Annotated in this window: 24 protein-coding genes; 13 read left to right on the top strand and 11 right to left on the bottom strand. The window is 68.5% G+C overall.

The genetic code is table 11. From position 1 onward, the window contains the following. The first annotated feature begins 100 nt into the window (after nucleotides 1-100). Together ASC95_RS04870 and ASC95_RS29730 are read left to right on the top strand one after the other, a co-directional pair. Nucleotides 101-2,071 carry an AsmA family protein gene (locus tag ASC95_RS04870; protein WP_057296604.1) on the top strand — a complete coding sequence of 657 codons (1,971 nt, stop codon included), beginning with the start codon at nucleotides 101-103 and terminating at the stop codon, nucleotides 2,069-2,071. 35 nt (nucleotides 2,072-2,106) lie between these two features. Continuing rightward, nucleotides 2,107-2,268, top strand: a complete 162-nt coding sequence (locus tag ASC95_RS29730) for a DUF1328 domain-containing protein (protein ID WP_082533043.1) — start codon at nucleotides 2,107-2,109, stop codon at nucleotides 2,266-2,268. Between the two features lie 113 nt (nucleotides 2,269-2,381). On the opposite strand, the gene ASC95_RS04865 is transcribed toward ASC95_RS29730, so the two are convergent. Next, nucleotides 2,382-2,852 carry a hypothetical protein gene (locus ASC95_RS04865; protein WP_057296603.1) on the bottom strand — a complete coding sequence of 157 codons (471 nt, stop codon included), beginning with the start codon at nucleotides 2,850-2,852 and terminating at the stop codon, nucleotides 2,382-2,384. Nucleotides 2,853-3,227: 375 nt separating this feature from the next. Here ASC95_RS04865 and ASC95_RS04860 point away from each other — a divergent pair, with 375 nt between their 5' ends. From ASC95_RS04860 to ASC95_RS04845, 4 genes are all read left to right on the top strand, one after another. Beyond that, nucleotides 3,228-4,475, top strand: a complete 1,248-nt coding sequence (locus tag ASC95_RS04860) for an MFS transporter (protein ID WP_057296602.1) — start codon at nucleotides 3,228-3,230, stop codon at nucleotides 4,473-4,475. 352 nt (nucleotides 4,476-4,827) lie between these two features. Next, nucleotides 4,828-6,672, top strand: coding sequence for a TonB-dependent siderophore receptor (locus tag ASC95_RS04855; RefSeq protein ID WP_235537689.1), 1,845 nt, complete (start codon nucleotides 4,828-4,830; stop codon nucleotides 6,670-6,672). Then, entirely contained in the window at nucleotides 6,672-7,232 is a 561-nt protein-coding gene (locus tag ASC95_RS04850; RefSeq protein WP_057296601.1) for a YfiR family protein, read from the top strand. The genes ASC95_RS04855 and ASC95_RS04850 overlap by 1 nt, the downstream gene beginning before the upstream one ends. Continuing rightward, on the top strand, nucleotides 7,233-9,179 hold the full coding sequence (locus ASC95_RS04845; protein ID WP_057296600.1) for an ATP-binding protein: 1,947 nt from the start codon (nucleotides 7,233-7,235) through the stop codon (nucleotides 9,177-9,179). Here ASC95_RS04845 and ASC95_RS32205 read toward each other — a convergent pair. After that, nucleotides 9,176-9,304 carry a hypothetical protein gene (locus ASC95_RS32205; protein WP_255355201.1) on the bottom strand — a complete coding sequence of 43 codons (129 nt, stop codon included), beginning with the start codon at nucleotides 9,302-9,304 and terminating at the stop codon, nucleotides 9,176-9,178. The two genes, ASC95_RS04845 and ASC95_RS32205, sit on opposite strands and share 4 nt — an antisense overlap. 18 nt (nucleotides 9,305-9,322) lie before the next feature. Beyond that, nucleotides 9,323-10,324: a thioredoxin family protein gene (locus ASC95_RS04840; protein ID WP_057296599.1), complete on the bottom strand. Its 1,002-nt coding sequence runs from the start codon at nucleotides 10,322-10,324 to the stop codon at nucleotides 9,323-9,325. A gap of 78 nt (nucleotides 10,325-10,402) precedes the next feature. Between ASC95_RS04840 and ASC95_RS04835 the strand changes: the two genes are divergently transcribed. Beyond that, nucleotides 10,403-10,999, top strand: coding sequence for a TetR/AcrR family transcriptional regulator (locus ASC95_RS04835; protein ID WP_162250717.1), 597 nt, complete (start codon nucleotides 10,403-10,405; stop codon nucleotides 10,997-10,999). 120 nt (nucleotides 11,000-11,119) lie between these two features. Here the strand turns inward: ASC95_RS04835 and ASC95_RS32200 are convergent, their stop codons facing one another. Both ASC95_RS32200 and ASC95_RS04830 read right to left on the bottom strand, forming a co-directional pair. Next, on the bottom strand, nucleotides 11,120-11,242 hold the full coding sequence (locus ASC95_RS32200) for a hypothetical protein (RefSeq protein WP_255355200.1): 123 nt from the start codon (nucleotides 11,240-11,242) through the stop codon (nucleotides 11,120-11,122). Between the two features lie 13 nt (nucleotides 11,243-11,255). Then, on the bottom strand, nucleotides 11,256-14,372 hold the full coding sequence (locus tag ASC95_RS04830; protein ID WP_057296597.1) for a TonB-dependent receptor: 3,117 nt from the start codon (nucleotides 14,370-14,372) through the stop codon (nucleotides 11,256-11,258). 416 nt (nucleotides 14,373-14,788) lie between these two features. Here ASC95_RS04830 and ASC95_RS04825 point away from each other — a divergent pair, with 416 nt between their 5' ends. From ASC95_RS04825 to ASC95_RS04810, 5 genes are all read left to right on the top strand, one after another. Next, nucleotides 14,789-15,469 carry a GntR family transcriptional regulator gene (locus ASC95_RS04825; RefSeq protein WP_057296596.1) on the top strand — a complete coding sequence of 227 codons (681 nt, stop codon included), beginning with the start codon at nucleotides 14,789-14,791 and terminating at the stop codon, nucleotides 15,467-15,469. A gap of 86 nt (nucleotides 15,470-15,555) precedes the next feature. Next, nucleotides 15,556-15,687: a hypothetical protein gene (locus ASC95_RS32195; RefSeq protein ID WP_255355199.1), complete on the top strand. Its 132-nt coding sequence runs from the start codon at nucleotides 15,556-15,558 to the stop codon at nucleotides 15,685-15,687. Further along, nucleotides 15,684-17,441, top strand: a complete 1,758-nt coding sequence (locus ASC95_RS04820) for an IlvD/Edd family dehydratase (RefSeq protein WP_057296595.1) — start codon at nucleotides 15,684-15,686, stop codon at nucleotides 17,439-17,441. Before ASC95_RS32195 ends, ASC95_RS04820 begins: the two co-directional genes overlap by 4 nt. 58 nt (nucleotides 17,442-17,499) lie before the next feature. After that, nucleotides 17,500-18,393 (top strand): SPFH domain-containing protein, encoded by an 894-nt coding sequence (locus ASC95_RS04815; protein WP_057296594.1) that lies wholly within the window; start codon nucleotides 17,500-17,502, stop codon nucleotides 18,391-18,393. A 12-nt stretch (nucleotides 18,394-18,405) separates the two neighbouring features. Next, nucleotides 18,406-18,624: a hypothetical protein gene (locus ASC95_RS04810; protein ID WP_056204755.1), complete on the top strand. Its 219-nt coding sequence runs from the start codon at nucleotides 18,406-18,408 to the stop codon at nucleotides 18,622-18,624. Between the two features lie 20 nt (nucleotides 18,625-18,644). On the opposite strand, the gene ASC95_RS29725 is transcribed toward ASC95_RS04810, so the two are convergent. The 3 genes from ASC95_RS29725 to ASC95_RS31310 all read right to left on the bottom strand — a co-directional run bounded on the left by ASC95_RS29725 (nucleotide 18,645) and on the right by ASC95_RS31310 (nucleotide 23,290). Beyond that, nucleotides 18,645-18,803, bottom strand: a complete 159-nt coding sequence (locus ASC95_RS29725) for a DUF3309 family protein (RefSeq protein WP_082533047.1) — start codon at nucleotides 18,801-18,803, stop codon at nucleotides 18,645-18,647. 130 nt (nucleotides 18,804-18,933) lie between these two features. Further along, nucleotides 18,934-21,609 carry a serine/threonine-protein kinase gene (locus ASC95_RS04805; protein ID WP_057296593.1) on the bottom strand — a complete coding sequence of 892 codons (2,676 nt, stop codon included), beginning with the start codon at nucleotides 21,607-21,609 and terminating at the stop codon, nucleotides 18,934-18,936. An 85-nt stretch (nucleotides 21,610-21,694) separates the two neighbouring features. Beyond that, entirely contained in the window at nucleotides 21,695-23,290 is a 1,596-nt protein-coding gene (locus ASC95_RS31310; RefSeq protein ID WP_200960067.1) for a hypothetical protein, read from the bottom strand. Between the two features lie 166 nt (nucleotides 23,291-23,456). On the opposite strand from ASC95_RS31310, the gene ASC95_RS04795 reads away from it, so the two are divergent. Beyond that, nucleotides 23,457-24,059 carry an ECF-type sigma factor gene (locus tag ASC95_RS04795; RefSeq protein ID WP_162250716.1) on the top strand — a complete coding sequence of 201 codons (603 nt, stop codon included), beginning with the start codon at nucleotides 23,457-23,459 and terminating at the stop codon, nucleotides 24,057-24,059. A gap of 15 nt (nucleotides 24,060-24,074) precedes the next feature. Here the strand turns inward: ASC95_RS04795 and ASC95_RS04790 are convergent, their stop codons facing one another. The 3 genes from ASC95_RS04790 to ASC95_RS04780 form a co-directional block, all read right to left on the bottom strand. Beyond that, on the bottom strand, nucleotides 24,075-25,094 hold the full coding sequence (locus ASC95_RS04790; protein ID WP_057296590.1) for a hypothetical protein: 1,020 nt from the start codon (nucleotides 25,092-25,094) through the stop codon (nucleotides 24,075-24,077). 97 nt (nucleotides 25,095-25,191) lie between these two features. Next, nucleotides 25,192-25,878, bottom strand: coding sequence for a GNAT family N-acetyltransferase (locus tag ASC95_RS30370; protein ID WP_157255954.1), 687 nt, complete (start codon nucleotides 25,876-25,878; stop codon nucleotides 25,192-25,194). A 9-nt stretch (nucleotides 25,879-25,887) separates the two neighbouring features. Next, nucleotides 25,888-26,385, bottom strand: coding sequence for an EVE domain-containing protein (locus tag ASC95_RS04780; RefSeq protein WP_057296588.1), 498 nt, complete (start codon nucleotides 26,383-26,385; stop codon nucleotides 25,888-25,890). Nucleotides 26,386-26,500: the final 115 nt, after the last annotated feature.

Below are 26,500 nucleotides of genomic sequence, written 5' to 3'. Positions count from 1 at the left end.
TGTCGGACCGGACCGACAGGCCCTGCGCCAGCCGATGTCCTACAGGTGCGGGGCACCTCGTCCCACATTGCCTGTGGTATCCGGCCGCGAGCATGGCGCCATGAAAGTCGCCGTCACCGTCGCCGGCGCCGTCGTGCTGGTCGTTGTTGCCATCGTGGGCATGGACGTGGCCGGCTGGCCTGGACTCGCGCCCCGGCTGGCCGCCCAGGCCGAGCGCGGCCTGGACATGGACGCCGGCGCCCGGCTCCATCTCCTGTGGAAACCCCGGCTCGAAGCCCCCCGCCTGCGCGTCAGCGGCAGCCGCGGGGAGCCACTGGCCGACGCCAAGGACGTGCAGCTGAACTGGCAATGGGGGGACATCTGGGCCTGGCGGCGCGGCGCTCCATTGCGGCTGCGCCTGGTTCAGGCCGAGTCCCTTTCCCTGAACTGGCAGCGCGACGCCGCCGGCCGCACGGCTTGGCCTGTGCAACCTTCGGGCGCCCGCGATGAACCGGCCGAGCTGCCGCAGATCGACCATCTCGTCATCCGCCATGGCAGCGCGCAACTGGACGATGCGCCACTGCTGCTGGTTGGCGACGCGCGCTTCGCGACCCAGGCCGATGGCCACTGGACGGCCGATCTGAAGGGCAAGCTGCGCGGCCAGCAACTCGCGCTGAAGGCCGAAGCCGGCGCCGGGCTGGCCCTGCTCGCGCCCGCCGACGCCGGCCTGGCGCCGGTGCAGCTGCGCGCCGAGCTGACCCAGCGTGACGGCCGCATCGCCTTCGCTGGCACGGCCGCATCACTGCTGGACGCCCGCGCGCTGGACGGCCAGCTGCAGGTGCGCGGCAACTCGCTGGCCGACATCGCCAGGCCCTTCGGCATCACACTGCCCAGCACGCCGCCGCTGGAACTCAGCGGGCGGCTGCAGCATGCCTCGGGCGTCTGGCAACTGGGCGGTGCACGAGCCCGCGTCGGCCGCAGCAACCTGGCCGGTGATTTCAGTTTCGACACTCGCGGCAAGCGCCCCATGCTCAGCGGCGTGCTGCGCGGCGGCCCGCTGCGCCTGGCCGACCTGGGCCCGGCCGTCGGCGCGGACGCGCCGCCGAGCCGCCCGGGCCGCGTGCTACCCGACCGGCCGCTGGACCTGCCGTCGCTGAGCACGATGGACGCGCGCGTCGCCGTCGCGCTGAGCCAGCTCGACCTCGGCAGCGCCAAGCTCGCGCCGCTGGCGCCGGTGAACACCAGCGTTGTGCTGGAAAGCGGCGTGCTGACGCTGGAAAACTTCAATGCCGGCGTGGCCGGCGGCGAGCTGGCTGGGCAGGTGCGACTGGATACCCGCCCCACGCCGCCGCTGTGGCAGGTGCATGCCGATGTGCGCGGCATGGCCATCGAGCAATGGTTCAAGTTCCAGGCCAAGAGCCTGAGCGAACACCCCGTGACCGGCCGCATGCGCGCCGACATCGACGTGCAGGGCCACGGCGGCAGCACGGCCGCATTGCTGGGCAGCCTGAACGGGCCTGTACGCCTGCAGCTCGACAAGGGCAGCATCTCCCATCTGCTGACCGAAGCCACGGGGCTGGACCTGGCCCAGGGCCTGGGCATCCTGCTGCGTGGCGACAAGAACCTGGCGCTGAACTGCGCGCGCCTGGACGGCAACTTCAAGGCGGGCGTACTGAGGCCGCGCTCGGCCGTGGTGGACAACCGCGACAGCCGCATCGACATCGACGGCCGGATCAGCCTGGCCGACGAGACGCTGGATCTGCGGGTGGTCGCCAAGCCCAAGGACTTTTCATTGCTGACACTGCGCTCACCGGTGCGCGTGCAGGGCACGCTGGGCGACCCGCGCATCGCCCTCGAGGGCAAGGCCCTCGGTGGAAAGGCCATCGCTGCCATCGCCCTGGGCGCACTGGCGCCGCCGGCCGCGCTGCTGGCCTTCATCGACCCCGGCGAGGACTTGCCCCCCGTAAGCTGTGATGGGCCGGCTGCGGCGCCACGTGCCGATACGAGCGCCAAGCCGGCTGTCGCCGCGTCGGCGGCTTCCTACCCGGCAGCGCGGCGGGGGCCGGCACCCCAGCGCCAGCGCCAGCCCTAGATTAGCGGTGCCAACAGTCCCCAAGGAGAAACTTCATGCTGCGTTACGCGATCATCTTCTTTGTCGTCGCCCTCGTGGCGGCCCTGTTCGGCTTTGGTGGCATTGCCGCCAGCGCCGCAGGCATTGCCCAACTGCTGTTCTACGGTTTCATCATCCTGGCCATCATCAGCTTGGTGGTGGGACTGATGCGCAGATAGCGAGGGAGCGCCCTTCAAGCAAAACAGCCCTGATAGTTCAGGGCTGTTTTTTGCGTAGCTGCAGCGCGGCCTGCAAGGCCGGCCAAGGTACTCCTCGGACGAGGGGGCTCAGTTCACCGGCCGCGATGCGGCTGCTCCTGGATGGCGTCGAGGAACTCGCGCAAGGTCTCGCTACAAGGCCCGTTGGGGCAGAGGAAGAGGCCTTCGGCCTCGGCAGGCACATCGGCCGCAAAGCCCAGCGTGCCCAGCGAATTCAGCGCATCGCCGCACAGCGCCACGGTCCGGCCGCAGCGCCAGGCCATTTTCAGCAATGCTTGCAGCTTGGCGCAGCCCGTGGGTGCGGCCCACGCGTCGGAGTTCAGCACGATGAGGCCGTCGGCCCAATCGGCCTCGACGGGCGGCTCGCCGAACTCGTCGTCCAGGCGCCAGTCCACGCGATGCACGCTGCTGTTTGCCACCAGCACCGCCAAGTCGGCTTCGCAGGCTTGCATCACATCGGCCGTGCCGACAACGCAGATCAGCACGTCCGCCGCCTGCGAAGGTGCTGTTTCCAGCCGGGGCGGGCTGTCCATCATCGTGTCCATGATTGCATCTCCGCGAATCGGGATGCTTCACTCTCGCGCGGCCATCTCTGCACCCGCGTGAGCCTGCGGCGCGACGCCGTGTAGGACGGCGCGCCAGACCTGCTTGAGCCCCGCAGGCGTCGCTCCCTCCGCGCTCAAAGCCTGCATGACGCCGCGCGCCTTGCCGCATGCGCTCGCGGCATGCCGTCGCATGGCCAGCCGCGCCAGTTCCGCCTGGGAGCGCGGTTTGCTTGACGTACCGTTAAATTCAAGTCTGCTGCCAGGTCCGGGCCCGCCCTCGCGCACACTGCTTGACAACGCCAACGCCGCTATCGTGCGGTACGCCAGCGCCCAAGATCCCGCCATCAGGCCCCGCGCCTGCCACCACCGCCGCCCATGCCCGAAGCCGCCGCTCCAGCCACTGCTCCGCCACCTGCTTTCACGCCCTACCAGCGCTTTGCCACCGGCCTGCTGACACTGCTGCAGTTCGCCGTCATCCTGGACTTCATGATCATGTCGCCGCTCGGCGCCATGATCATGCCGGCGATGTCGATGACGGCCCAGCAGTTCGGCCTCGTCGTGTCGGCCTATGCCTTCAGCGCCGGCATCTCCGGCCTGCTGACGGCAGGCTTCGCCGACCGCTTTGACCGCAAGAAGCTGCTGCTGTTCTTCTATGGCGGGTTTCTGCTCGGCACGCTGTGGTGTGGCCTGGCCACCAGCTTCGAATCGCTGCTGATGGCGCGCATCGTTACCGGCCTGTTCGGCGGCGTCATCGGCTCCATCGTCATGGCCATCGCGGCCGACCTGTTCGAGCCGGCGCTGCGCGGCCGCGTCATGGGCCTGCTGCAGGGCGGCTTCGCGGCCAGCCAGGTGCTGGGCCTGCCTTTCGGCCTCTACCTCGCCACGCACTGGGACTGGCACGCGCCCTTCATGGCACTGGTGGCTTTCGGGGCGGTCGGCGGCCTGCTGATCGCCTGGCGCATGAAGCCGGTGGATGCCCACTTGAAACTGCAGAACGACCGCAGCGCCTTTGGCCACCTGTGGCACACGGTCGCCGTGCGCCGCCACCTGCATGCCTTCCTGATCACGGCGCTGCTGACGACCGGCGGCTTCATGATCATGCCGTTCGCCAGCGCCTTCTCGGTGAACAACGTCGGCATCGATCTGCAGCACCTGCCCATGGTCTACCTCGTCACCGGCATCAGCACGATGTTCGTCGCACCGCTGGTGGGCCGCCTCGTCGACCGTTTCGGCCCGTTGCCGGTGTTCTTCACGGGCAGTGCCATCACCATCGTGATGGTGGCGATCTACACACGGCTGGGTCCTTCATCGCTGACGACGCTGGTCGTCGTCAACGTCATCCTCTTCGCCGGCATCTTCTCGCGCATGGTGCCCTGGCAGGTCGTCGTCACCGGCATTCCCGCGCCGGAGCAGCGCGGCGCCTTCACGGCCATCAATGCCGCGTTGCAGCAGCTGGCTGGCGGTCTGGCGGCGCTGGTGTCCGGCCATATCGTGAGCATTGGCAGCGACGGCAAGCTGGAGCACTTTCCGTGGGTCGGCAACGTGCTGATCGGCACGACGCTGATCGTCTGCGTGTTGCTGTGGCAGCTGCAGAAGAGCGTGCCCAGGAAAAATCCACGCTGACGAGCGGGCCGCGACCGTCGGGCCCGGCGTCCAGGCGGATGCTGGCGCCGTTGCGCGCCGCCGCCCGCTCGGCGATGGCCAGGCCCGTGCCGCCTGTTCACGGCTGACGCTGCCCGACGTCGCCAAATTCGCGGCGCCGGCCAGACAGCGCCCCTGAAATGAGCCGTACCTCACGGGTTGCCGTCTGGCGCCACCTCGGAGCCGATGCCGCGTTGCCGCCGTCAGGTCGCTGCGTTATCGTCGTGCGGCCACGTCACCGTTGGGAGGGTGCATGGGACTGTCACCAAGCCGGGCATATTGCATTGCAGCAGCCGCGCTGTGGGCGGGGCCTGCGGTCTCCCAGGCCCCGCTCGTGGACCTCAGCCTGGAAGAGCTGGGCAACGTCACCATCACGTCCACGGCCAAGCGCGAGCAGCGCCTGGGCGATGCGGCGGCCTCCCTCTACGTCATCACGGCCGACGACGTCCACCGCGCCGGCGTCACCCGTCTGCCCGAGGCGCTGCGCCTGGCACCCAATCTGCACGTCGCCGAGGTCTACAGCGGTGCCTATGCGATCAGCGCACGGGGCTTCAACGCCAACTCGGCCAACAAGCTGCTCGTCCTCATCGATGGACGCTCGGTCTACACGCCGTTGTTCGCGGGCGTGTTCTGGGATGTGCAGGACGTGGCCCTGGAGGACATCGACCGCATCGAGGTCAGCAGCGGCCCGGGCAGCACGCTGTGGGGCGTCAACGCAGTCAATGGCGTCATCAACATCATCACGCGCAGCGCCGCGGCCACCCGCGGCACGCTGGCGTCGGCGGTCGCCGGCAGCCGACAGCGTGCCGCCGTGCTGCGCCATGGCTGGGCCCTGGGCGACGGCGGCAGCATGCGGCTGTACGTCAAGCACACCGCCAACGACCACACCGAAACGGCGGCCGGCGCGCGCGTGGAGGACGCGGGCCACATGCTCAGGGGCGGCTTTCGCGCCGACTGGGGGCGCAACGACGACCGCGTCACGCTGCAAGGCAATGTCTACCGCGGCAACCACGGCCAGCCCCTGCCGGGCAGCATCAACATCACGGGGGTGAAGTTCGCGCTGGACACCATCTCGCTGTCCGGCGCGAACCTGCTGGCGCGGTGGGAGCGGCCGGTGGGCGGGGGCGAGCTCAGCGTGCAGGGCTACCTGGACCGCACCGTGCGCGTCACGCCGCCCACCTTCGATGAAACCTTGGAGATGGCCGATTTCGAAGTCCAGTATGCGCTGCGCCCGGCGCCGGAACACACCGTCGTGTTGGGCCTCAACCACCGGCGCTCGCAGGGCCGCGTCGGCCACGGCGCGCCGCAATTCGCCTTCCTGCCGGAACGCCTCAATCAGGCCTGGACCAGCCTGTATGCCCAGGACGAGGTGGCGCTGAACCCGGCGCTGCGCCTGACGCTGGGCGCCCGTGTCGAACGCAACGACTACACGGGCAACGAGTTCCTGCCCAATCTGCGCCTGGCCTGGAAGCCCTCGCCCGGCCAGCTGTGGTGGGCTTCGGCCGCGCACACGGTGCGCGCGCCATCGCGGCTGGACCGCGACATCTACATTCCTGCCCAGCCGCCCTTCATCCTCAACGGCGGCCCGGCCTTTCGCGCCGAGACAGCCAATGTGCTGGAACTGGGCTACCGCGGCCAGCCGCTGCCGGCGGTGACGCTGTCCGCGACCGCCTTCCATGGCGACTACGACCATCTGCACACCCAGGAACTGGCGCCCAGCGGCACCTCGGTCTATTTCGGCAACGGCATGCAGGGCCGCGTCAGCGGCCTGGAGGCCTGGGGCAGCCTGCAGGCCGCGCCCCGGCTGCGCCTGCATGGCGGCGTCACGCTGCTGAGGCCACATCTGCAGCTCAAGCCGGGCAGCATCGACACTGCCGGCTCCGTGGCCGCGGCCGAGGGCGCGATGCCGCGTCAGATGTGGCGGCTGCGCGCCGCTTTCAATCTGCCGCGCGACACCGAGCTGGACCTCATGCTGCGCCATGTCAGCGCCCTGCGTGCGCCCGATGTGCCGGCCTACACGGCCGTGGACCTGCGCCTGGGCGGGCGCGTCGGTCGCGACATCGACGTCGCGCTGGTGGCCCAGAACCTGCTCGGCAGCCATGGGGAGTTCACCGCCGTCCAGACCCGCACCGAGTTCGGGCGCAACCTCATGCTCCAGTTGCGCAAGCGCTTTCTCTGATGACAGCCGCCCGCCTCGCTCGCCGAACGCTGCTGCTCGCGGCATTGGCTGCCGCGGGCGCGGCGAGTGCGGCGCATGCAGGCGAGGACGATGGCCTGGTCGAGTACCAGGTCAAGGCCGCCTTCGTCTGCAAGTTCGGCAACTACGTCGACTGGCCGCCGCAGTCACTGGGCGCGACGGGCGAGCCGTTTCGCGTTGGCGTGCTGGCCAGTGAAGCGGTCGTCGAGGAGTTCCGCCGCACCGCCACGGCGGCCTTGGTGGCCGGGCGGCCGGTCGAGGTGCGCCGGCTTGTGCGCGGCGAGGTGCCTGAGGGTGTGCAAGTCGTCTTCATGTCGCGGGGCATGGCCTCACATGCGCCCGGCCTGCTCGCGGCGCTGCATGGCCGGCCGGTGCTGACCGTCACCGAGCTCGAACCGGGCGTCGCGACGGGCATGATCAATTTTGTGGTCATCGACGACAAGGTGCGTTTTGACATCCTGTTGCCACCTGCTACGCAAAGTGGCCTCAAGATCAGCGTGCGCCTGCTTGGCGTTGCACGCCGGGTTGAAGGCAGGTCCTAGATGTTCAGACTCTCGCTCCAACGCAGGCTGCTCGGCGTCACGATGTTGACGGCGCTGGTGGCGCTGCTCGTCGCGCTGGGGGCGATGGTGGCCTATGACCTGAAGTCCTATCACGAGGGCTGGGTGGCCGAACTGAGGGCCCAGGCCGAACTGCTGGGCCATTCGACGGCGCCGGCCCTGGAGTTCGACGACGTCAAGGTGGCCAGCGAGAACCTCGCCCTGCTGCGCCTGCAGCCGCGCGTGCGTGCGGCCGCCATCTACGGCCCCCACGGAGAGCGCTTCGCCTCCTACACGGCGGCGGGCACTGATGCCCCCCTGCCCTCGCGAGCCGAGAAGCAGGGCGCGCACCGTGCCGACCGTGACATCGCCGTCGCCCTGCCCATCGTCCAGGACGGGCGCACCATCGGCAGCGTCTATCTGCGCGCCGAGTACGCGCTGGTTGACCGCGTGCTCACCTATCTCGGCATCGCCGCCATCGTCGCGCTGGCTGCCCTGGGCATCGCCTTCCTGCTGTCCATGCGACTGCAGCGCGCCGTCGTGCGGCCCATCCTCGCCATCAGCGAGGTGGCCCGCGACGTCATGCAGCGCCAGGACTATTCGCGCCGGGCCGCCAAGATGACCGACGACGAGGTCGGCGTGCTGGCCGATTCCTTCAACGGCATGCTGGGCGAGATCGAGAGGCACGCCCAGGAGGTCATGCGGCTCAACGAACAACTGGAAGCCCGGGTGCGCGAACGCACGGCACAGCTCGAGACCTCCAACGAGGACCTGCGGCTCGCGACCGCCGTGGCCGAGAAGGCCAACCGCGCGAAATCGGAGTTCCTGTCGAGCATGAGCCACGAGCTGCGCACGCCGCTGAATGCCATCATCGGCTTCGGCCAGCTGCTCGGCACAAGCATCGCCGATGCCAAGCCCGAGCGGCGCCAGGAGTTCGTCGACCACATCGTCGGCGCCGGCAAGCATCTGCTGACGCTGATCAACGAGATCCTCAACCTCGCCCGCATCGAGAGCGGCCATGTGGAGCTGTCGGTCGAGCCGGTACCGCTGGACGATGTGCTGGCCGAGTGCCGCAAGATGATCGACCCCATGGCCAGCCAGCGTGGCATCGCGACACAGTTCACCAGCAGCAGCGGCAGCGTCGCGCTGGCCGACCGCATGCGGCTCAAGCAGGTGGTGCTCAACCTCGTCAGCAACGCCATCAAGTACAACCGCCCCGGCGGTTCGGTGCGCGTGGACTGCGACCCGCTCGATGCCCAGCGCGTGCGCATCTCGGTGAAGGACACCGGCGCCGGGCTCAAGCCCGAACAGGTCCAGGCGCTGTTCCAGCCCTTCAACCGCCTCGGCCAGGAGGGCGGCCCCGAGCAGGGCACGGGCATCGGCCTGGTCGTCACCCAACGCCTGGTCGAGCTGATGGGCGGCCAGATCGGCGTGCACAGCGTGCCCGGTGAAGGCAGCGTGTTCTGGGTCGACCTGCGGGCCAGCGAACTCCCCGCCATCGCGCATGCCGAGACCGACTGGGGCGACCTGGCCAGCCTGACGACAGCACCTCGCGAGGGCGAGGCGCCGGCCACCGTGCTCTACGTGGAAGACAACCCCGCCAGCCGCCAGCTCGTCGAGGAACTGCTGGCCGCCCGCGGCGACGTCCGGCTGCTGACGGCGCATGACGGCCAGCGCGGCGTCGAGATGGCCCGGCAATACGTGCCCGACGTCATCCTGATGGACAACAACATGCCCCGCATGACCGGGCGCGAGGCCCAGTCCATTCTGCACATGGACCCGCGCACGGCCCATATCCCCATCATCGCGCTGACTGCCAACGCCATGCCCGATGCTGCGGTGGCCGGCCTGGCCGCGGGCTTCTTCCGCTACCTGACCAAGCCGCTGGAACCGCGGCGGCTGCTGGAGGCGCTGGACAGCGCGCTGGCCACGGCGCGGGCGCGACGCTAGGCCGCCGCCGCGGGTCTCTGCTGCTGATCGCGAAAGCGGCGCTGAGCCAGCACCAGCATGCGGGCGAAGGAGACCGCGGGGCGCGGCAGCGGCTGCGGCATCGTGGGCAGGGGCAAGGTGTTCATCCGAAGTCCTCAGTGAAGTCAACCGAAGGTGAAGGCATAGGCGCGAGCGCCGGGTGCATCGAAGCGGATCTCGAAAGTGCGTTCAAGCACCGGGCCGCGCTGGCGCACCAGCTGATACAGGCGCTCGCCACTGGCCAAGCCGCGGCCGTCGGCACCCACGTCCAGGCCCGCGTCGGCGCCGGGTGGCTGGCCGTCGAGGGTGATGCGGAATGGCAGCGGCCTGCCGTCGGCTGCGGGGCCGAGCACGAGGTGCAGGTCGCGCGCTTGAAAGCGCAGCGCCACGCTGCCACTGTCGCCCGACAGCTCGGCATATTCGGCACGCACGGTCCAGTCACCGGCCAGCGACCACTCATTGAGCCGGGGGTTGCCGCCGGCGTAGCGCTTGAGCCGGTCGTGCAGGATGCCGCGGGGCGCGCCGTGCCCATGACCGAGATAGGTCTCGGGTGAGCGCACATGGGCGGTGTCGGGCGCCAGGCCGATGCCGGTTGCCGCCACCTGGGCCATGTCTGCCCCCGGCGCCTTGCCGGCCTCGCGCAGCAGCTCACGGATGACCTGCTCGGCGCGCTCGTAGTCGCCCTCGCCGAACTGCTGGTGGCGCACGCGACCCTGAGCATCGACGAAATACAGCGCCGGCCAGGCCTGGTTGCGAAAGGCGCGCCAGATCGTGAAGTCGTTGTCGAGCACGATGGGGTAGTCGAGCTGGCCTTCTTTCGCCGCCTTGCGCACACGCTTCACATCGCGCTCGAAGCCGAATTCCGGTGCATGCACGCCGACGACGACCAGGCCCTGGGGGCCGTACTTCTGCGCCCAGGCACGAAGGTAGGGCAAGGTGCGCTGGCAGTTGATGCAGGAGTAGGTCCAGAAGTCGACCAGCACGACCTTGCCACGCAGCCCGGCAAGGGTCAGCGGCGGCGAGTTGATCCATTCACCGCCACCGTCCAGCCGCGGTTCGGCGCAAGCGTGAGCGGTCATGAACACGGCGAGCCCGGCGGCGATGGAGAGCTTTCTCGCGAAGTTCATGGCTTGGAACTGCGGGTTGCGAAATCGATGGCGTTCATTATTATTGACCGATCGTTCAAAAACAAGTCCAATTCATTCATGGCAAGACCTTCCGAATTCGACAGGAACGAAGTCCTCCACCGCGCGATGGAGGTGTTCTGGTGCCAGGGCTTCGAGGCGACGGGCATGCCCGACCTCGTTGAGGCCATGGGCATCGGTCGTCAAAGCCTCTACAACGCCTTCGAGAGCAAGCGCGGCCTCTTCCTGGAGGCCCTGCGCCTTTATCAGGCTGAACGCGCCCAGTCGCTGCAGAAGGTGCTGGCGTCCGCACCCTCACCTCTGGCTGGCATCGAAACGCTGCTGACATCCATCGCGTCCTCGAGTGGCGTGGCGCGCACAAGAGGTTGCATGTCGGTCAACACGGCCGCCGAGATCGGTACCAACGACGAAGAGGTCGCCGCCATCCTGCGTGAAGGCGCCAAGCGGTCCAAGACCGACGTCGCTGCCGCGCTGGCCCAGGCCAAGACGCAGGACGAGCTGCCGCCCACGTTGGATGAGACCGCAGCCGCCGACTTCGTGTTGACCATCATGCGCGGCCTGCGCCTGAGTGCCAAGGCCGGCGCCAGCGTCACCGAGACCCGCAACGTCGTTCACCTGGCCCTGGTGGCCCTGCGCCATTTCCAGGCCGACGAATGATTCCCTGAGGAACCCAACCCCAAATAAAAAGATGAGGGCGCTCGCCATCGGCCGGCGAGGACCCTCATCGAAACACCAGCGGGCCACACCCGGACCGCTGGCGGAGACACAGACGATGAATCAGAAGCTGGCGCGCAGACCCACCTGGCAGGTGCGACCCGGCGCGTAGATCGCGTACGGCGCGTTGGCCAACTGGAAGCTGGTGCGCTGCGAGGCGCGGGGCAGGTGGACGGAGCCGAACATGGCCAGCCTCTGGTCAGAACTTCATCTGAGCGGTCAGCTGATAAGTACGGCCCGGATCCCAGTAGCCACGCACGGCGAGCTCTTCCTGGATGTAGGACTTCTGCGTGGCCTTGTTCAGGTTGGCAACGTCAAAGTTGAGCGACACGCCCTGCTTCCAGCCCACCCAGTCGCCGATTTCCAGACGGGTCGAGAGGTCCGCCTGGTAGTAGGCCTTGTTGTACTTGAACATGGTGCCTGCCGGGATGGAATCCGTGTTCTTCGACTCAAACGGAGTCCGGGCCTGGTAACTGTTGCTCAGGCGGATGGAGCCGCGGCTGTTTTCGAAGTACACGGTCAGGTTGGCCGTATAGGGCGCCGCGCCAATCGGCACCTGGCCACTGGTGCCTGCATCCTGCTTGGTGCGGGTGTAGTTGGCGTAGAAGCCGAAGCCGTTGATCGGCAGGAAGCGGTCCAGCGACTGCGCCCAGCTCAACTCCCAGCCCTTGAGCTTCATGATGTCTTCGGTGTTGAGCGGCTGCGACAGCGGAATGTTGAACTTGTCGGGGCCGCCGGCCGCAATCACCGCCAGGTCGATCGCGCTGCCCGCCGCGTACTGCAGCGAGTCGGCACCGAACTCCTGGCGGATCTGCGATAGCGTCATCTGGCGCACGACAGTGCGCGGGAAGTTCTTGATCTTCTTTTCGAAATAGGCCGCCGCGACATAGCTGCCCTTCTTGTCCGTGTACCACTCCCATCCGAAGTCCAGGTTCTTGGACTCGAAGGGCTTCAGCCCCGGGTTGGTGGCGGAGGCGTTCGACAGGGCCACGTCATTGGACGTCGCCCTCAGCGGCTGCAGCGCCTTGGGGTCAGCACGGGTGATGGCCTTCGAAGCCGCCGCGCGGACGATCATGTCGTCAGCCAGGTTGTAGGCCAGCGTGCCGCTGGGCAGGGTGTTGCTGTAGGACGTCTGGCCCATCGTCTCCGTGACGAGGTTCGGGTACAGGCCGCCATTGGTCTGGCCTGCATTGCGCGGATCGGCCACATTGCCCGTGTACGCGCCGACGCTCTGCGAGGTGCGCGTGCGGCGCAGGCCCGCGTCATAGCGCAGCAGGCGGTCGAAGACGCGCGTCTGGCCGGTCACCTCGATGTAGTTGCCGAAGACGTTTTCACCGAAGTCCTGCGGCGACGCGCCGCTGAGGGCGTTGCTGCCCGCTTGCTGGACCATGCCGGCGGCGATGTTGTCGTAGCCGGTGGCCCCAGCGAAGCGGTTCCAATCAATCGTGACAAAGCCGTTGGGGCCGGGCACCAGGTACTTGGAAATGTCCGGCACGGCCGAGCCCTGATAGGCCAGCGCGGGCCCGCCCGCCGTCGAACCCTTGCCGTAGCCAGGGTATTGCGTCGCCGGGTTGGCCGTGATCGGAATGATCGCGCAGCCATTCGGGTTGGTGGTGTTGGGCGCGTACATGCGGACGTTGAGGTTGCCGCCGCAGACGACATTCTGCAGACGGCCATCGTCGTTGAACGGCGTGATCAGGCGGTGGTAGGTGTCATAGGCCATGCCGCCCTTGACGGTCAGGCTCTCGTCACCCCAGGCCAGATTCCAGCGTGCACCCCTCGTCTTGATCTCACGGTCTTCACGATTGACGCTGATCTGGGCGCCCGTCGCGTTGCCGTGGTGATCCCAGGTGTAGCCGGCCGGGCTGTTGGGGTCGAAGCCGTTGGGCGTGTAGACCGGGAAATTGGCGTTGGCGCCGATCTTCACCGTGAACGGCTTGGCCGCGTCGGTCGGGACCAGGAGCGTGGGCGCGGTGCGGCTGAATTTGCTGCTGGCCTGATTGGCCTGCGCGTCCAGCGTCCACTTGTCGGAGATGCGCCATTCGAAGCCCGGGTTCACGGACGTGAAACTGCTCCTCTCGTCCATGCGGCGGTATTCAAGGAAGCCGGTGCCGTTGAGGAGGGTGCCGCCTGTCACGAAGCAGTAGACCGAGCAGTCGCTGCGGTCATAGCTCATTGCCGAAGGGATGACGGCGCTGTTGCGGACGTTGATGTCGAAGTCGACACGCTCCTGCTTGCTGGTCTTGCTGCCGGTCAGCAAATCAAGGTAGGCGTCGAAATCTGCGGTCGGGCGGAACTCGAAGCTCAGCAGACCATTGGCACGGTTGCGCTCACCCGTGAAGTTCACCGGGCGCGGCAGGCGCGGCATGTAGCCGTTGTCCAGTTGCTGGATGGTGGCATTGGGGTTCAGCTGTTTCAGCAGCGCCATATCGACGGCCTGGCCGGCTGCCAATGTCGTCGAACCATAGGTACCGGCGGCCGCAGCGGGCACAGTCGTCGGGATGCCCCAGGCACCGTTGGTGGTTGAGGTACCCGTGCCGGTCTGCAAAGGGTTGGTCAGACGGGGCGTGACCCAGTCGGTACCGTCCTCGAAGCCGCGCGTGGTGATCTTGTTGCGGGCGAAGGACACGCCGGCCAGCACGCCGAAGGTGTCGCCGAAGGTCGTGCTGAAGATCGCCGTGCCGCGCGTGCTGGGCTTGGGCGCGGGGTCGTTCTTGGCCAGTTGCAGCTTGACGGTGCCGCGCGTGCCGGCCTTGTCGAACGGGCGGGCGTTGCGCATGTTCACGACGCCGGCGATAGCGCCTTCCAACATCCCGGCAGTCGGGCTCTTGGACACCGTGATGCGCGAGAAAAGGTCGCCCGGCATGAAGTCCAGGTCGACTTCGCGGTTGGCGCTACCGGCACTGCTGAAGCTCGTGGAGGCCGATGCGACGGGGTTACCGTTCATCAGGATGCGTGTGAAGTTGGAACCCAAGCCACGGACTTGGATGTTCAGGCCTTCGCCCGTCACGTCGCGGTTCACCTGGACGCCGGGAATGCGCGAGATCGACTCGGCCAGGTTGTTGTCGGGGAACTTGCCGATGTCTTCGGCATGGATCGAGTCCGACAGGCCGATGTTGTCGCGCTTCGACAGCGCCGAGGCAGCCAAGGAGCTGCGGATGCCGGTGACGACGACCGTTTCCAGCTGCTGGCTCGGTGCTGCCGGCGCTGTCTGCGCATAGGCCTGCGCGATCAGGCCGGCCAGCAGCGTGGTGCCCACGGCCAGCTGGCGGTCCAGGCGGGCACGGCGGCTCGGCCGCGAAATGGTCTTGCTCATCTTGTCTCCTGATTGGTTCTATGACGCCTCCACCCATCAAATGGTAGCGCGCACATTTTCAATTTACGTCCGCAGGAATCGGCAGTCAACGAGGGTGTGTACTAATGTATTAGTGAGCGGCGAGACAGAAAGTCGCTTGGGAATTGCAACTTTTTAGAAAGCTAGATAGCGCTCTCAAGCTTGCCGGACGGCCCGTCCAGGCGGCCAGCCGCCGCGCCAGGGAAGGCCCGCCTGACAACCTGAGAGTCGGAACGACCCATGCCAGATGTCCGAAATCAGCCCAAACCGTCGGAAAGGCCAAGTCCACCCACCCTGCCAGCTTTCATCCGGGCCCCGTGCGCAACATGCATCGACCCCGCGATGACAATAGCGCCCAGCATTCGCGCGCCAGCGGCAGATTTGGCTTGCCACCCGAGATGAACTTCACGCTAGATCCCACCCGCCATGCGGCGCCCCAGGTCGTCGAAGCGCTTCGCGCCGCCATCATTTCGCTGGAATTGGCGCCGGGGAGCGCCCTCGACCGCGCCGAGCTGGCCCAGGGCTTCGGCGTCAGCCAGACGCCCGTGCGCGACGCGCTGATGCGGCTCAGCGAGGAAGGCCTGGTCCTCATCCGCGCCCAGTACACGACCCAGGTCAGCCGCATCGACGTGCCGGCGGCCCGCGAGGCGCATTTCCTGCGCCGCGCCATCGAAATCGAGATTGCACGCCTGCTGGCGCTCTCGCACGACCAGGCAGTGATCGACGACCTGCGTGCCCAGCTGGCGCGTCAGGAGGGCCTTGCTGCCAGCAAGGACTATCCGGCCTTCATCGCGGCCGACAAGGAGTTCCACCGGTTGATGTACGTCGCCGCCGGCTTGCCGCGGCTGTGGTCGGTGGTGACGCGCATGTCGGGCCACATCGACCGGCTGCGCCTGCTGCACGCGCCGAGCGAGGGCAAGGCCGAGTCCATCCTGGTCGGCCATCTGGCCATCCTGCAAGCCATCGAATCGGGCGACGCGCAGGGCGCGCAGCAGGCCGTGCGCGAGCATCTGTCCGGCACGCTGGCCTCGGTGGAAGAGATCCAGCAGCGCTACCCTGAGTACCTCATCGTCTCTTGAGCTGCAGCCTCCTCGCCCCTCGCTTGGCGGGCGAAATCGGTAGCGCTCACAATTCGGACCGCCTCCCCTACCGCACCGCGAGCTGCATGACCTTGACCCACCCCAGCTTCCTCCCTGCCGACGCCGAAGGCGCTCTGGTGGACATCTCCGCCCACGCCGCCACGATGGCCCATGGCGTCGGCCTGCTGTCGAAGCACCTGCGGAGCCGCGCGCGATGACGCGCCGACTGCGCTCCCAGGACTGGTTCGACAACCCCGACCACGTCGACATGACGGCGCTCTACCTGGAGCGTTTCATGAACTACGGCCTCACCCCGCAGGAGCTGCGCTCGGGCCGTCCCATCATCGGCATCGCGCAGAGCGGCAGCGATCTGAGTCCCTGCAACCGCATCCATTTGGAGCTGGCGAAGCGCGTGCGCGATGGCATCCGCGACGCGGGCGGCATCCCGATGGAGTTCCCGCTGCATCCCATCTTCGAGAACTGCCGCCGCCCCACCGCGGCGCTGGACCGCAACATGGCCTATCTCGGCCTCGTCGAGATCCTGCACGGCTATCCGCTGGACGCCGTCGTGCTGACGACCGGCTGCGACAAGACCACGCCCGCTCAGGTCATGGCGGCAAGCACGGTCGACATCCCGGCCATCGTGCTGTCCGGCGGGCCGATGCTGGACGGGTGGTTCGAGGGCCAGCTCGTCGGCTCGGGCGCCGCCATCTGGGCCGGCCGCCGGCGCCTGGCGGCCGGCGAGATCGACGAAGAGACCTTCATCGAGATTGCCGCGGCTTCCGCCCCCTCGGCCGGCCACTGCAACACCATGGGCACGGCCTCGACGATGAATGCGCTGGCCGAGTGCCTGGGCCTGTCGCTGACCGGCTGCTCGGCCATCCCCGCGCCCTACCGCGAGCGCGGCCAGATGGCCTATGAAACCGGCCGGCGCATCGTCGACATGGCGCGCGAGGACCAGCGGCCTTCACGCATCCTCAGCCGCGAGGCCTTCCTTGACGCCATCGTCGTCAACGCGGCCATCGGCGGCTCGACCAACGCCCAGCCGCACCTGATGGCCATGGCCCGGCATGCCGGCGTCGAGCTGACCGCAGCCGACTGGACGGACGTGGGCCAGCATGTGCCGCTGCTGTTGAACATGCAGCCGGCCGGCCAGTTCCTTGGGGAGCGCTTCCACCGCGCCGGCGGCGTGCCGGCCGTCATGTGGGAACTGCAGCAGGCGGGCTTGCTGCGCACCGAGCGACCGACGGTGACCGGCCGCACGATGGCCGCCAATCTCGATGGCCGCGAGACGCAGGACCGTGAAGTCATCTACCCGGTCAGCGCGCCGCTGAAGCCCGATGCCGGTTTCGTTGTGCTGAGCGGCAACCTGTTTGACTTCGCCATCCTGAAGGCCAGCGTCATCTCGGCGGCTTTCCGCGAGCGCTACCTGAAGGGCGGCGCCTTTGAGTGCCGGGCCATCGTCTTCGACGGGCCCGATGACTATCACGCGCGCATCAACGATCCCGCGCTCGGCATCGACGAGGGCTGCATCCTCGTCATGCGCGGCGCCGGGCCGATGGGCTGGCCAGGCTCCGCCGAGGTCGTCAACATGCAGCCTCCGGACGCGCTGATCCGGCGCGGTGTGATGAGCCTGCCCACGCTGGGCGACGGCCGCCAGTCGGGCACGTCGGACAGCCCCTCCATCGTGCATGCCTCGCCCGAGAGCGCCATCGGCGGCGGGTTGGCCTGGCTGCGCACGGGCGATGTCATCCGCGTCGACCTGATCGCCGGCCGCTGCGATGTACTGCTCAGCGACGAGGAGCTCGCGCGCCGTCGGGCCGAAGATGCGCCACCCGCGGTACCGCCGAGCCAGACACCGTGGCAGGAGATCTACCGCTCGACGGTGGGGCAGCTGTCGACCGGCGCCTGCCTGGAACTCGCCTTGCCCTATCGCGGCGTGATCGACACGCCGCCGCGGCACAACCATTAGTGTGGTCACGCCGGGCAAAGTGAATTAAAGTGATATCTCCTTTTTCTGAGATGTCGCCATGCCCATCCTCGAACAGCTCCCTCGTCTTGAACTGCCGGCTCGCGCGTTCAGCGGCTTCGTGCCCATTGCCTGCAGCCTGGGCGGAGCGGCAGCGGCGGCGGCGCTGTTCGTGTGGTCCATCGGCAACCTGGCTCTGATGGTGTTGACGGTGCTCCTCTTCGCGGCCAGTTTGCTCATGCTGATCGGGGTCTACATGCAGGAGCCCAATGAGGCGCGGATCCTGACGCTGTTCGGCCGCTATGTCGGCACCGACCGCCATGAAGGCCTTCGCTGGGCCAACCCGTTCGCGATGCGGGAGCGCATCTCGCTGCGCGCGCGCAACCTGAACGCACCGCACATCAAGGTCAACGACAAGCGCGGCAACCCGATCGAAATCAGCGCCGCCATCGTCTGGCGCGTGCAGGACACGGCGCGCGCAGTCTTCGACGTGGACAAGTTCGAAACCTACGTGGGCGTGCAGGCTGAGACGGCCATCCGCCATCTGGCCACGCAGTTCGCCTACGACGATGGCGAGGACCTGGACCCCGGCGAAACGACGCTGCGCGCCGGCCAGGATGAGGTCGTCAAGGCGCTGATCGCCGAACTGCAAGAGCGCTGCGCCCAGGCCGGCGTGACGGTGCTGGAGGCCAAGATCACGCACCTCGCCTACGCGCCGGAAATCGCCCAGGTGATGCTGCGCCGCCAGCAGGCCGAGGCCATCATTAGCGCGCGCAAGAAGATCGTGCAGGGCGCGGTGACGATGGTGGAGGAGGCGCTGCGGGGGCTGTCGGAGCGCGAGATCGTCGTACTGGACGACGAGCGCAAGGCAGCCATGGTGTCCAACCTGCTCGTCGTACTGTGCTCGGACAAGGACGCCCAACCCATCATCAACGCTGGCACTCTGTACGCCTGAGCGCGCCGCGGCATGGCCAGCCCCGACAAGAAGGCCTTCGCGTTGCGGGTGGACCCGGCGCTGTGGGCACAAATCGAACGCCTGGCAGCCCAGGAACTGCGCTCGGCCAATGCGCAGGTCGAAGTGCTGCTGCGCGAGGCGCTGGCGCGGCGCGGCATCAAGCCGGCCGCCAGCCCGGCGCCCCGGCGAGGGCGGCCACCCAACGAGCCGGGCGACACCGGCCAGGGGTAGACGCGCTCATGTCGGGACGGCTATATCCGGCCCATAAAGAACAGCACGAGCACGATAAGCAAAACCAGGCCGATCCCTCCCGTTGGCCCATAGCCCCAGCCGCGGCTGTGTGGCCACGCCGGGATGGCGCCGAGCAGAAGAAGGATCAGCACGACCAGCAGAATGGCACCTAGACTCATGGCGGTCTCCTTGGTAGTTGGGGCTCACGATTCAACGGCGCGAAGCGCCTTGAACCTGTGCCGACTCTCCTCGCAAGACCCACCCGCAGGTGTAGGACTTGACCGCGCAACCGGCTAGCCCGATGCCGGCTCAGGTCTCCAGCCGACCCTTCAACGCGGCATGGTCGGCCGCCAGCGGCGTCACACTGGCCGCAGCCGCCAGTGCGCCCAGCGCCTGCTGGCGCAGCGCCTCGCCATCGGCGGGCTTCAGCGCCAGCAACCAGGCGGCCGCCTCGGCCCAGGCCAGCCGCGCCGGGCGACCCAGGTTGGGGTCGTCGAACAGCGGCTGCAGCCGGGCCAGGGCCTCGCGCAGTTGCGCTTGCGCGCCGGGCTTGTGAAGCTCGGCCAGCAGGGCACCGTGCACGGCTTGCAAGGTGCTCCAGCGCAGGTCGGCCGCGGGACTGGGCGCCGTGCCGGGCGCCGCTTTGTGTGCAGCCAGGCCCTGTTCGACCACCGCCAGCGCCTGAACAGGCTGGCCATTGCGCCAGAGCGCGAGACCATGCTGGGCGGCCAGGGTGCGCGGCATCTGGGCCCATTTGCTCTTGGGGCCTTCCTGCCGGGCCAGATGCTCGTTCTCGGTCCAGGCCAGGGTGGAGGCCTCGAGCGCTGCGGCCCATTCGCCGCGGCGCAGTTGCACCAGCGACAGGTTGTTGGCCTCCTGCAGCAGGCCATCGTGCCAGGCGATATTGGCAGGCTCGGCCTCGACATTGGCGCGGCGCAACGGCATGGCGGCCTGCAGCTGGGCCAGCGCGTCGTCGAGCCGGTCCAGGCGCAGCAGCGTCTTCGCGCGGGATGCCAGCGCGACGCCGAGCTGGTGGCGCAGGTAGACCTCGGTCTTCATGTCGCCGGGTGCGGCGCGGCGGTCGCTCTCGGCCTGCATGGCTTTGTCGGCCAGCAGCTCGCGGTAGACCGGTTCGGCCTTGGCATACAGCGCCAGGGCTTCATCGAGCCGGCCTGCCGCGCTGAACGTCTGGCCCAGGCTCAGCGTGGTGTTGGCCAGCTCCACGCCCAGGGCGGCGCGGCCCAGCACGTCGTCCCGGGCAAACGGGCGTGCCTGCTCGAGGCGCAGGATGGCGAGCCGGGTGTTGGCCACCGCGCGTTCGCTCTGGCCGGCGTTGCGCAGCCGGACCGCCTGCACCTGCAGCGCCCTGGAATGCCACTGCACAAAGCGCCAGTCGTGGTGCTGGCTGGCCCACAGGCGTTCGCCCAGGTCGATGGCGCGCTGGGCCATGGCATCGGTCTGCGCGCCGAGCTCGGCCGTGCCGGTGGTGTCGTTGCCCAGCAGCTCGGCGCGGCGGGCGAGGATGGCAGCGCTCAGCGCCTGCAGGTCGCCATCGGGCTGTTCGCCCTGCACCAGCGGATCGAGCGCGGTGAGGGTCTGCGCCAGCAGCGCGTCCTGGGCCTTGCTGCCACCGGGCAGGTAGGTGATCGCATCGCCGAAGCGAAACACCAGGTCGGCCGTGATGCCCTTGACGGCCGTCAGCCGCAACTCGGCCGCCGCGCGCGCTTGGCCGGCCACATGTGCCTGCCAGGACGCCGCGGCCAGGCCCCCGGCCAGGGCCAGCACGACGCCCAGACCCAGGCTCACCGGCAGGCGATTGCGACCCACGAACTTGGCGAGCAGATAGCCGCGGCTGGGCGCGCGGGCGCTGACGGGGTAGCCCGCGAGCGTGGCGCGCAGGTCGGCGGCGAACTGGTCGACGCTGGCGTAGCGGCGGTCCACGTCCTTCTCCAGCGCCTTGAGCAGGATGTTGTCGAGATCGCCCTTGAGGCGCTGCCGGGTGATCAGCCAGGCCTGGGCATCGGGCGCCGCAGCGTCGGGGCTGCTCAGTTGCGAGGGGCGGGTCGGCGCTTCGTCCAGCACCGCGCGCGCGGCCTCGGCGGGAGTGCGCGCGCTGCGGCCGTAGGGCCGCTGGCCGGTCAGCAATTGGTAGAGCAGCACGCCCAGCGAGTAGACATCGGTAGCGGTGCCTACCGGTTCGGCGCGCACCTGCTCGGGGCTGGCGTAGTTGGGCGTGAAGGGGCGGACGGCGCCAAGGGTGCTGTCGTTCCCTTGCGCCTCGGCCGGGTCGAGCGCCTTGGCGATGCCGAAGTCGAGCAGCTTGACCTGCCCCTCGTGCGTGACGAGCACGTTGCCGGGCTTGAGGTCGCGGTGCACGAGCAGGTTGCGGTGAGCGTGGGCGACGGCGTCGGCCAGCTGCAGGAAGAGCGCGAGGCGCTCCTCGATGCGGCGCGTCCGTGCGGCTTCGTCGATAGGCAGGCCATCGATGAACTCCATGACGAAATAGGGCAGCCCGTCGGCGCTGAGGCCGGCGTCAAAGAGCTGGGCGATGTGCGGGTGATGCAGCCGCGCGAGCGCCTGGCGCTCCTGCGCGAAGCGCTGCAGCACGGCGTCGCTGTCCATGCCCCGCTTGATCACCTTGATGGCCGCGCGGCCCTCGAAGCTGCCGTCAGCGCGGCGCGCCTCGTACACCTCGCCCATGCCGCCGCTGCCGATGCTGCGCACCACCGCCCAGGCGCCGAAGCGCTCGCCGTCGCGGGACAGGCTGGCGGCCACGCTCTCGGCGATGGGCCGCGACAGCAAGGGTTCGCCGTCGGTGTCATCGACATGGTGAGCCAGCAGCGAGTGCAGCTCGGCCTTCAGTGCGGCGCTCACGGCCAGCCCGTCGACATGCGCCGCACGCTCGGCCGCAGGCAGTGCCAAAGCCTCGTCGAAGAGGCTTCGCAGCGCGGCCCAATCGGCAGGCGTGGGAGTGGGTGTGGTCATTCGGCGGGCTCGGGGCTGGGCGGTGGCGACGCGACTGTAGTGACGCGTCGGCAAGTGCGGGAGCGGGGGAACCGCCCCCGTGCCATCACTGCTTGACGAGGCTGTTGCACTGCGCGAGCGACTTGACCGGTCGCGGCGCGCGGTGGCTGGCGTCGGCGCTGTACGAGGCAGGCACGTTCAGTGCCGCATTGGCCGGCTGGTAGGCCAGCGTCACCCAGGTTTGTTCACCGGCGGTGAAATAGTCCTGCGCCTGCACCGCCACGCTCTCGCCAAATGTGACGATGACGTCGTCCTCGTCGCCGGCGAGGCGGGTCGTCACGTCAACATTGCCACTCACCAGGTGGAAGACGCCGCTGCTCGACACGTCCAGCGTGCAGCTGCTGCTCGTGTAGTGGCCGACGAGTGCCGAAGACATGTCGGCCGCCGTGGCGCCGTTCAGGGCCGCGACATTGGCGCTGCCTGCGCTGGTCGGGTTGGGGTTGCTCAGCCAGCACTCCACCCGGTCCGTGGCCGTGGTGAAGCCAGTCCCACCCTGGCGCGCCACGCCTTGCGCCATCACGCCCTTGACGAGGGTGAGTTGTGCGTAGCGGTCGTTCGGCACGTCGCTGGCCTGGACCCGGGTGAGGCTGACGACATTCAGGATGAGGTCGCCCACGTCGCCGTTGACGGCGGCCTGCAGGCTGCGCCCACCGGCCGAGACGGTCAGCATGCCGTCCTTGGCCACGGCAATGCTGCACGAGGTGGTCTCCTGCGTCGCCTGGCCCGGCGTGAAGACACGCCCGAGCTGGCCCTGCCAGGTGCCGATGGCCGGCGCGACGTCAGCGGCTGCCGCCTGCCCCTTGGGTGTGAGCACGATGGCGTGCGGCGCCGGTGGCGTGGGATCTGTGCCCGTCAGCGCGGGCGGCAGGCGGTAGATGCCATTGGTTGCGGCGCTGAAGTCGGCGATCAGGTCGATGTAGGTCTTGTGGCTGGCGAGTGCGGCGGCCATGACACTGTCCAGCAGCGCGTCCGTGGAATCGCCCGGCTTGGCGTCGAACACGACGGTGAACGGGTCGAACGGCCCGCTGGGCAGCACATAGCTGCCGGCCGTGAGGGTGGCAATCAGCTGGGTGAGCGCGCCGGCGGTTTCGAGCCGGGTGCCCGCCGGTGCGGCGGCCAGGCCTGCAAACCAGGTCGCGGGCGGCATGCCGGCAGCACGCGCAATCGTCAGGTCGGTGAGGGTGGTGATGTTCACGCGCCCGGCGGCCACGGCAATGCTGTGCAGCGAAAGCGCATTCGGCACGCCGCCCACCGTGCCACCCGACACCTGCAGTGCGCAGGGCAGCGTGTTGGCCGGCACGTCGACAGTCCAGGTGCCGGTGGCGCTGGTCGGCAGCGAGACCGTCGCCGGCCCGCTGGTACAGGTGGCCGTGACCGTGCCGCCAACGACGGGCGCGCCGCTCGCAGCCACGCCGGTCAATGTGGCCTTGACAACCGCCGGGGCAGGCGCAGGCGCGGGCGCAGGGGCGGGTGCAGGCGCGGGGACGGGCGCAGGCGCTGTTGCGACCGGTGCAGGAGCCGGTACTGCGGGCGCCGTGGTGCCGCCACCCCCGCAGCCGGCCAAGGTGGCAACGGCCACGGTGGCCGCCGCGATCACGAGGCCACGCAGGCCGTGGGGAGTTGGGCAAGGGGTCGATGTCATGGTGGAGTCCGGTGGGAGGGGTGGCACCCCTCGCCGATTCGAGGGGCATGTCGGGGTACGCAGCGTGGCGCGGCCAAAAGGCTCATCGGGCTTGAAAACAGGCACGCATGAACCGAGCAATCCTTCGCAGGCATGTCGCGGCGCCGCGCGCAAAATGCGCGGCGCCATGACCGCTATGACTGCCCTGTCCGCTTCGAACCCCGCCGCCGCCGATGTCACCGAGTGGCTGCGCCGGCTCGACACGGATGCGGCCGGCGCATCGAACCAGCTCTTCGAGCTGCTCTACGGCGAGCTGCACCGCATCGCGCGCGCCCACATGGGCCGCGAGGCGAACGCGCACACGCTGAGCCCGACGGTGCTCACGCACGAGGCCTGGTTCCGCATGGCCGAGCAGACGCGCACGCAATGGTCCAACCGCGCGCATTTCCTGTCGGTGGCCTCGACCATGATGCGGCGCATCCTGGTGAACCACGCGCTGGCCAAACGCACCGAGAAGCGCGAGGCGCAGCTGGTGTCGCTGTCGATCACCGGCGCACCGGAAATCGGCGTGCAGGCCGAGCCCGACGTGGTGGCCGTGCACGAGGCCATCCTGGCCCTCGAAGCCGTCGACCCGCGCGCGGCCAAGGTGGTGGAGCTGAAGTTCTTCGGCGGGCTAGAAAACGACGAGATCGCGCAGGCGCTCGATCTGTCGCTCGCCACCGTCAAGCGCGACTGGGCGCTGGCCCGCGCCTGGCTGCGCCGCGAACTGGGCGCCGCGCCGCTGGCCTGACGCGAGGGCGGAGGTTCACCTGGCGCTCTTCAACCGCTGCACCAGCGCATCCCGCGCGCTGCCGATCATGGGCAGGAAAGCCCGCTCGAAGCTGGCCTCGTCGAGCGTGACCGCGGCAGTCGCATTGCTGGTGCCACGCGAGCGGCCACCGGTCAACAGCGCCAGGCCCATCGACAGCGCGTTGCTCGTGTTGTCTGACTTGCGCGACTCGTCGGTGGTGGTGTCGACGAGCGTGAAGCCTTCAGTCGCGCCCTGAACCAGGCGGTCGACGTAGAAGGCGCCGTTGACGCCGCTGCGCGACGTCGTGCGGAAGATGCGCTGGCCCTCCTGCGACACGATCTGCAGCTGGGTCTCGTTGGGGTAAAGCACCGGACCGGCCTCGATGGAGGACTGTGAGCGACGCGCGATATTGGCCAGGAAGCCCTTGCTGCCGGAGGCGGTGCCGAAGCTCGCAAAGAAGTGCAGGCGCACGAAATGCAGGTCGAGCGCCTGCGCCACCGCGCTGGCCTTTGCACCGTTGGCACCGTCCAGCGCGGTGATGCGGTCGCTCAGCGTGCCGCGGCCTCCTGCCGTCTGGAAGAAGGCCGGCATGCCGGTGGGCGCGAAGATCTTGGAGACGGCGCCCGTGTCGTCGATGACATAGGGCGCCGGCTTGCCCATGCGGGCCTCGACTTCGGCGTACTCGGGGCGCGCGCGAACCGTGTCCATGCTGACGACTTCAAAGCCGGCGGCGGTCAGCGCCTCGACGGTGTCGCGGTAGACGCGGTCGGTCAGTGCCTGCATCGCCGCATCCGGCACGCCGCGCAGTTCGGCCTGCACCGAGGTACTGTTGCCCCCGCCGCTGCCGCTCGCCTTCAGCGTGGTGACGAATTCGATCCCGAACTGGTCGATGGCGACACGGCGCGCACCCTTGATGGCCGCGCCGTTGTCGCTGCCGACGGAGACCGTCGGCGCAGCAGCTTGCGCGGCGGCTGGCGGCACGCCAGCCAGGAGGGTGAGCGTGGCAAGGAGCAGCGGGGCGAGCAGTCGGCACATGGCGGTCTTTCGTAGCAGGGCTGAAACCTTCGGTTCGTCGAAGGGGACAACCCGGTACGCAAGACGGTCAGGTGAAAAGGCTCATCCCCATCACCCGTCAGCCCGCCTGCGCGGTTGGATACGACGCCGCCGTGACCGGCGAGACCAGGGACCAACCCATCGCCTTGTACAGAGCAGCGCCCGACTCCGTGGCCACCAGCACGCCTTGCCTTGCCTCCAGATCGAGCGCGATGCTTGACAAGATGGTCATGATGCGTCGCCCCAGCCCCTTCCTCCTGTGGGCCTCGGCCGTGACGATTTGATCGAAGGTGGCGAACGGACCCTCGATCGCCACCTGGCCGCCGGCCGCGATTTCCCCTGAACCTGCGATCAGCCTGGCAAATGCGACCTCTCCCACCTTCTCGGTCTGCATGCGATAGCCCTCAGGGGCGCTGGCGTCGCCGCCCATGAGATCGGTGCACATCAGAAACTCAGCGTCGTGAACCTGCCAATGATGGGAAAGCAAGGGAGACACGCTTTCACGTGGTGCGCAGATCTTCAGCCAGCTGCCGGGGCCGGTCTCGGTGACAAGTTCTTGAAGAAGATGTCGATCAAGGGCGGGAAGAACATAGCGAGTCGTCTGCCCGGGCTTTCCGACCGAAATCTGTAAGCAGCCAGAGCGCCTGACCGGCGCTGGCGTGCGCCGCGAAATCGCCCAGCCATTGGCCCAGGCACGCGCAGCGACCGCGGGATCGAACGCGCCGGTGTTGCGGTCACCCTCAGGATTCATGGATGGCAGGGTCATCTGTGCAGTTCAGAAATGCAGGGCATCCGAATCGGCACCCATGGCATCGGCAATCAGCCTCATGTCATGGTCGCTGATGGCAAACAGTCCGAAACGGAACGAATAGCCCCAGCGCGCGCGGTCCTGCACGAACTCGAAGCGGTCGATCAGCGGGGCAATGGGCGCCTCGCGTGCCGGCACATAGTCCACATCCTTGCGGAAGGGGACGAAGCCGCCACCCATGTCGAAGGCGTAGGGCTCGCCGGGCCTGACCAGCCCGAGCGACACAAAGGCCTGCAGCTTGTCGCTGCCGCCCATGGTGACTGTGGGCGCGTAGTAGGCCACGCGGTCACCGGGCCTCACGCGCCGCAACGGCGCGACCTTGCCATGGCACACCTGCATATAGCCTGCGCCGCGTTCCGCGCAGCCTCGGCGTGCGTGGGTGGCGCTGGCCACGGCAATCCAGTTGCCGCGCGGCGCGGCCATGCCGGCCTGTGCCGATTCCTCCCACAGGGTGGCGTTTTTCATCGGAGCGACTCGTGCGCAAATTGGGAATCGCCATGATGGCGGGAGGTCGCGACAACGGCTTGTCAGCAGAAGGCACCCCGCCAGCCGGTGAGTCCTGCCCACGCCGATCGCGAGC

This window comes from Pelomonas sp. Root1217 (assembly GCF_001425705.1).
GTDB lineage: Bacteria > Pseudomonadota > Gammaproteobacteria > Burkholderiales > Burkholderiaceae_C > Pelomonas.
This window is presented reverse-complemented; position numbering and strand designations above follow the sequence as displayed.

Bases quoted from the DNA above. Each gene is read 5' to 3' on its own strand.
- ASC95_RS32200 (WP_255355200.1), bottom strand. From the start codon at position 11,242: ATGTTCGGCTCCGTCCACCTGCCCCGCGCCTCGCAGCGCACCAGCTTC.
- ASC95_RS04790 (WP_057296590.1), bottom strand. From the start codon at position 25,094: ATGTGCCGACTGCTCGCCCCGCTGCTCCTTGCCACGCTCACCCTCCTG.
- ASC95_RS29730 (WP_082533043.1), top strand. From the start codon at position 2,107: ATGCTGCGTTACGCGATCATCTTCTTTGTCGTCGCCCTCGTGGCGGCC.
- ASC95_RS31310 (WP_200960067.1), bottom strand. From the start codon at position 23,290: ATGACATCGACCCCTTGCCCAACTCCCCACGGCCTGCGTGGCCTCGTG.
- ASC95_RS04835 (WP_162250717.1), top strand. From the start codon at position 10,403: ATGGCAAGACCTTCCGAATTCGACAGGAACGAAGTCCTCCACCGCGCG.
- ASC95_RS04805 (WP_057296593.1), bottom strand. From the start codon at position 21,609: ATGACCACACCCACTCCCACGCCTGCCGATTGGGCCGCGCTGCGAAGC.
- ASC95_RS32205 (WP_255355201.1), bottom strand. From the start codon at position 9,304: ATGAACACCTTGCCCCTGCCCACGATGCCGCAGCCGCTGCCGCGCCCC.
- ASC95_RS04870 (WP_057296604.1), top strand. From the start codon at position 101: ATGAAAGTCGCCGTCACCGTCGCCGGCGCCGTCGTGCTGGTCGTTGTT.
- ASC95_RS29725 (WP_082533047.1), bottom strand. From the start codon at position 18,803: ATGAGTCTAGGTGCCATTCTGCTGGTCGTGCTGATCCTTCTTCTGCTC.
- ASC95_RS04780 (WP_057296588.1), bottom strand. From the start codon at position 26,385: ATGAAAAACGCCACCCTGTGGGAGGAATCGGCACAGGCCGGCATGGCC.
- ASC95_RS30370 (WP_157255954.1), bottom strand. From the start codon at position 25,878: ATGACCCTGCCATCCATGAATCCTGAGGGTGACCGCAACACCGGCGCG.
- ASC95_RS32195 (WP_255355199.1), top strand. From the start codon at position 15,556: ATGACCTTGACCCACCCCAGCTTCCTCCCTGCCGACGCCGAAGGCGCT.
- ASC95_RS04860 (WP_057296602.1), top strand. From the start codon at position 3,228: ATGCCCGAAGCCGCCGCTCCAGCCACTGCTCCGCCACCTGCTTTCACG.
- ASC95_RS04845 (WP_057296600.1), top strand. From the start codon at position 7,233: ATGTTCAGACTCTCGCTCCAACGCAGGCTGCTCGGCGTCACGATGTTG.
- ASC95_RS04850 (WP_057296601.1), top strand. From the start codon at position 6,672: ATGACAGCCGCCCGCCTCGCTCGCCGAACGCTGCTGCTCGCGGCATTG.
- ASC95_RS04840 (WP_057296599.1), bottom strand. From the start codon at position 10,324: ATGAACTTCGCGAGAAAGCTCTCCATCGCCGCCGGGCTCGCCGTGTTC.
- ASC95_RS04820 (WP_057296595.1), top strand. From the start codon at position 15,684: ATGACGCGCCGACTGCGCTCCCAGGACTGGTTCGACAACCCCGACCAC.
- ASC95_RS04815 (WP_057296594.1), top strand. From the start codon at position 17,500: ATGCCCATCCTCGAACAGCTCCCTCGTCTTGAACTGCCGGCTCGCGCG.
- ASC95_RS04810 (WP_056204755.1), top strand. From the start codon at position 18,406: ATGGCCAGCCCCGACAAGAAGGCCTTCGCGTTGCGGGTGGACCCGGCG.
- ASC95_RS04830 (WP_057296597.1), bottom strand. From the start codon at position 14,372: ATGAGCAAGACCATTTCGCGGCCGAGCCGCCGTGCCCGCCTGGACCGC.
- ASC95_RS04865 (WP_057296603.1), bottom strand. From the start codon at position 2,852: ATGGACACGATGATGGACAGCCCGCCCCGGCTGGAAACAGCACCTTCG.
- ASC95_RS04795 (WP_162250716.1), top strand. From the start codon at position 23,457: ATGACCGCTATGACTGCCCTGTCCGCTTCGAACCCCGCCGCCGCCGAT.
- ASC95_RS04825 (WP_057296596.1), top strand. From the start codon at position 14,789: ATGAACTTCACGCTAGATCCCACCCGCCATGCGGCGCCCCAGGTCGTC.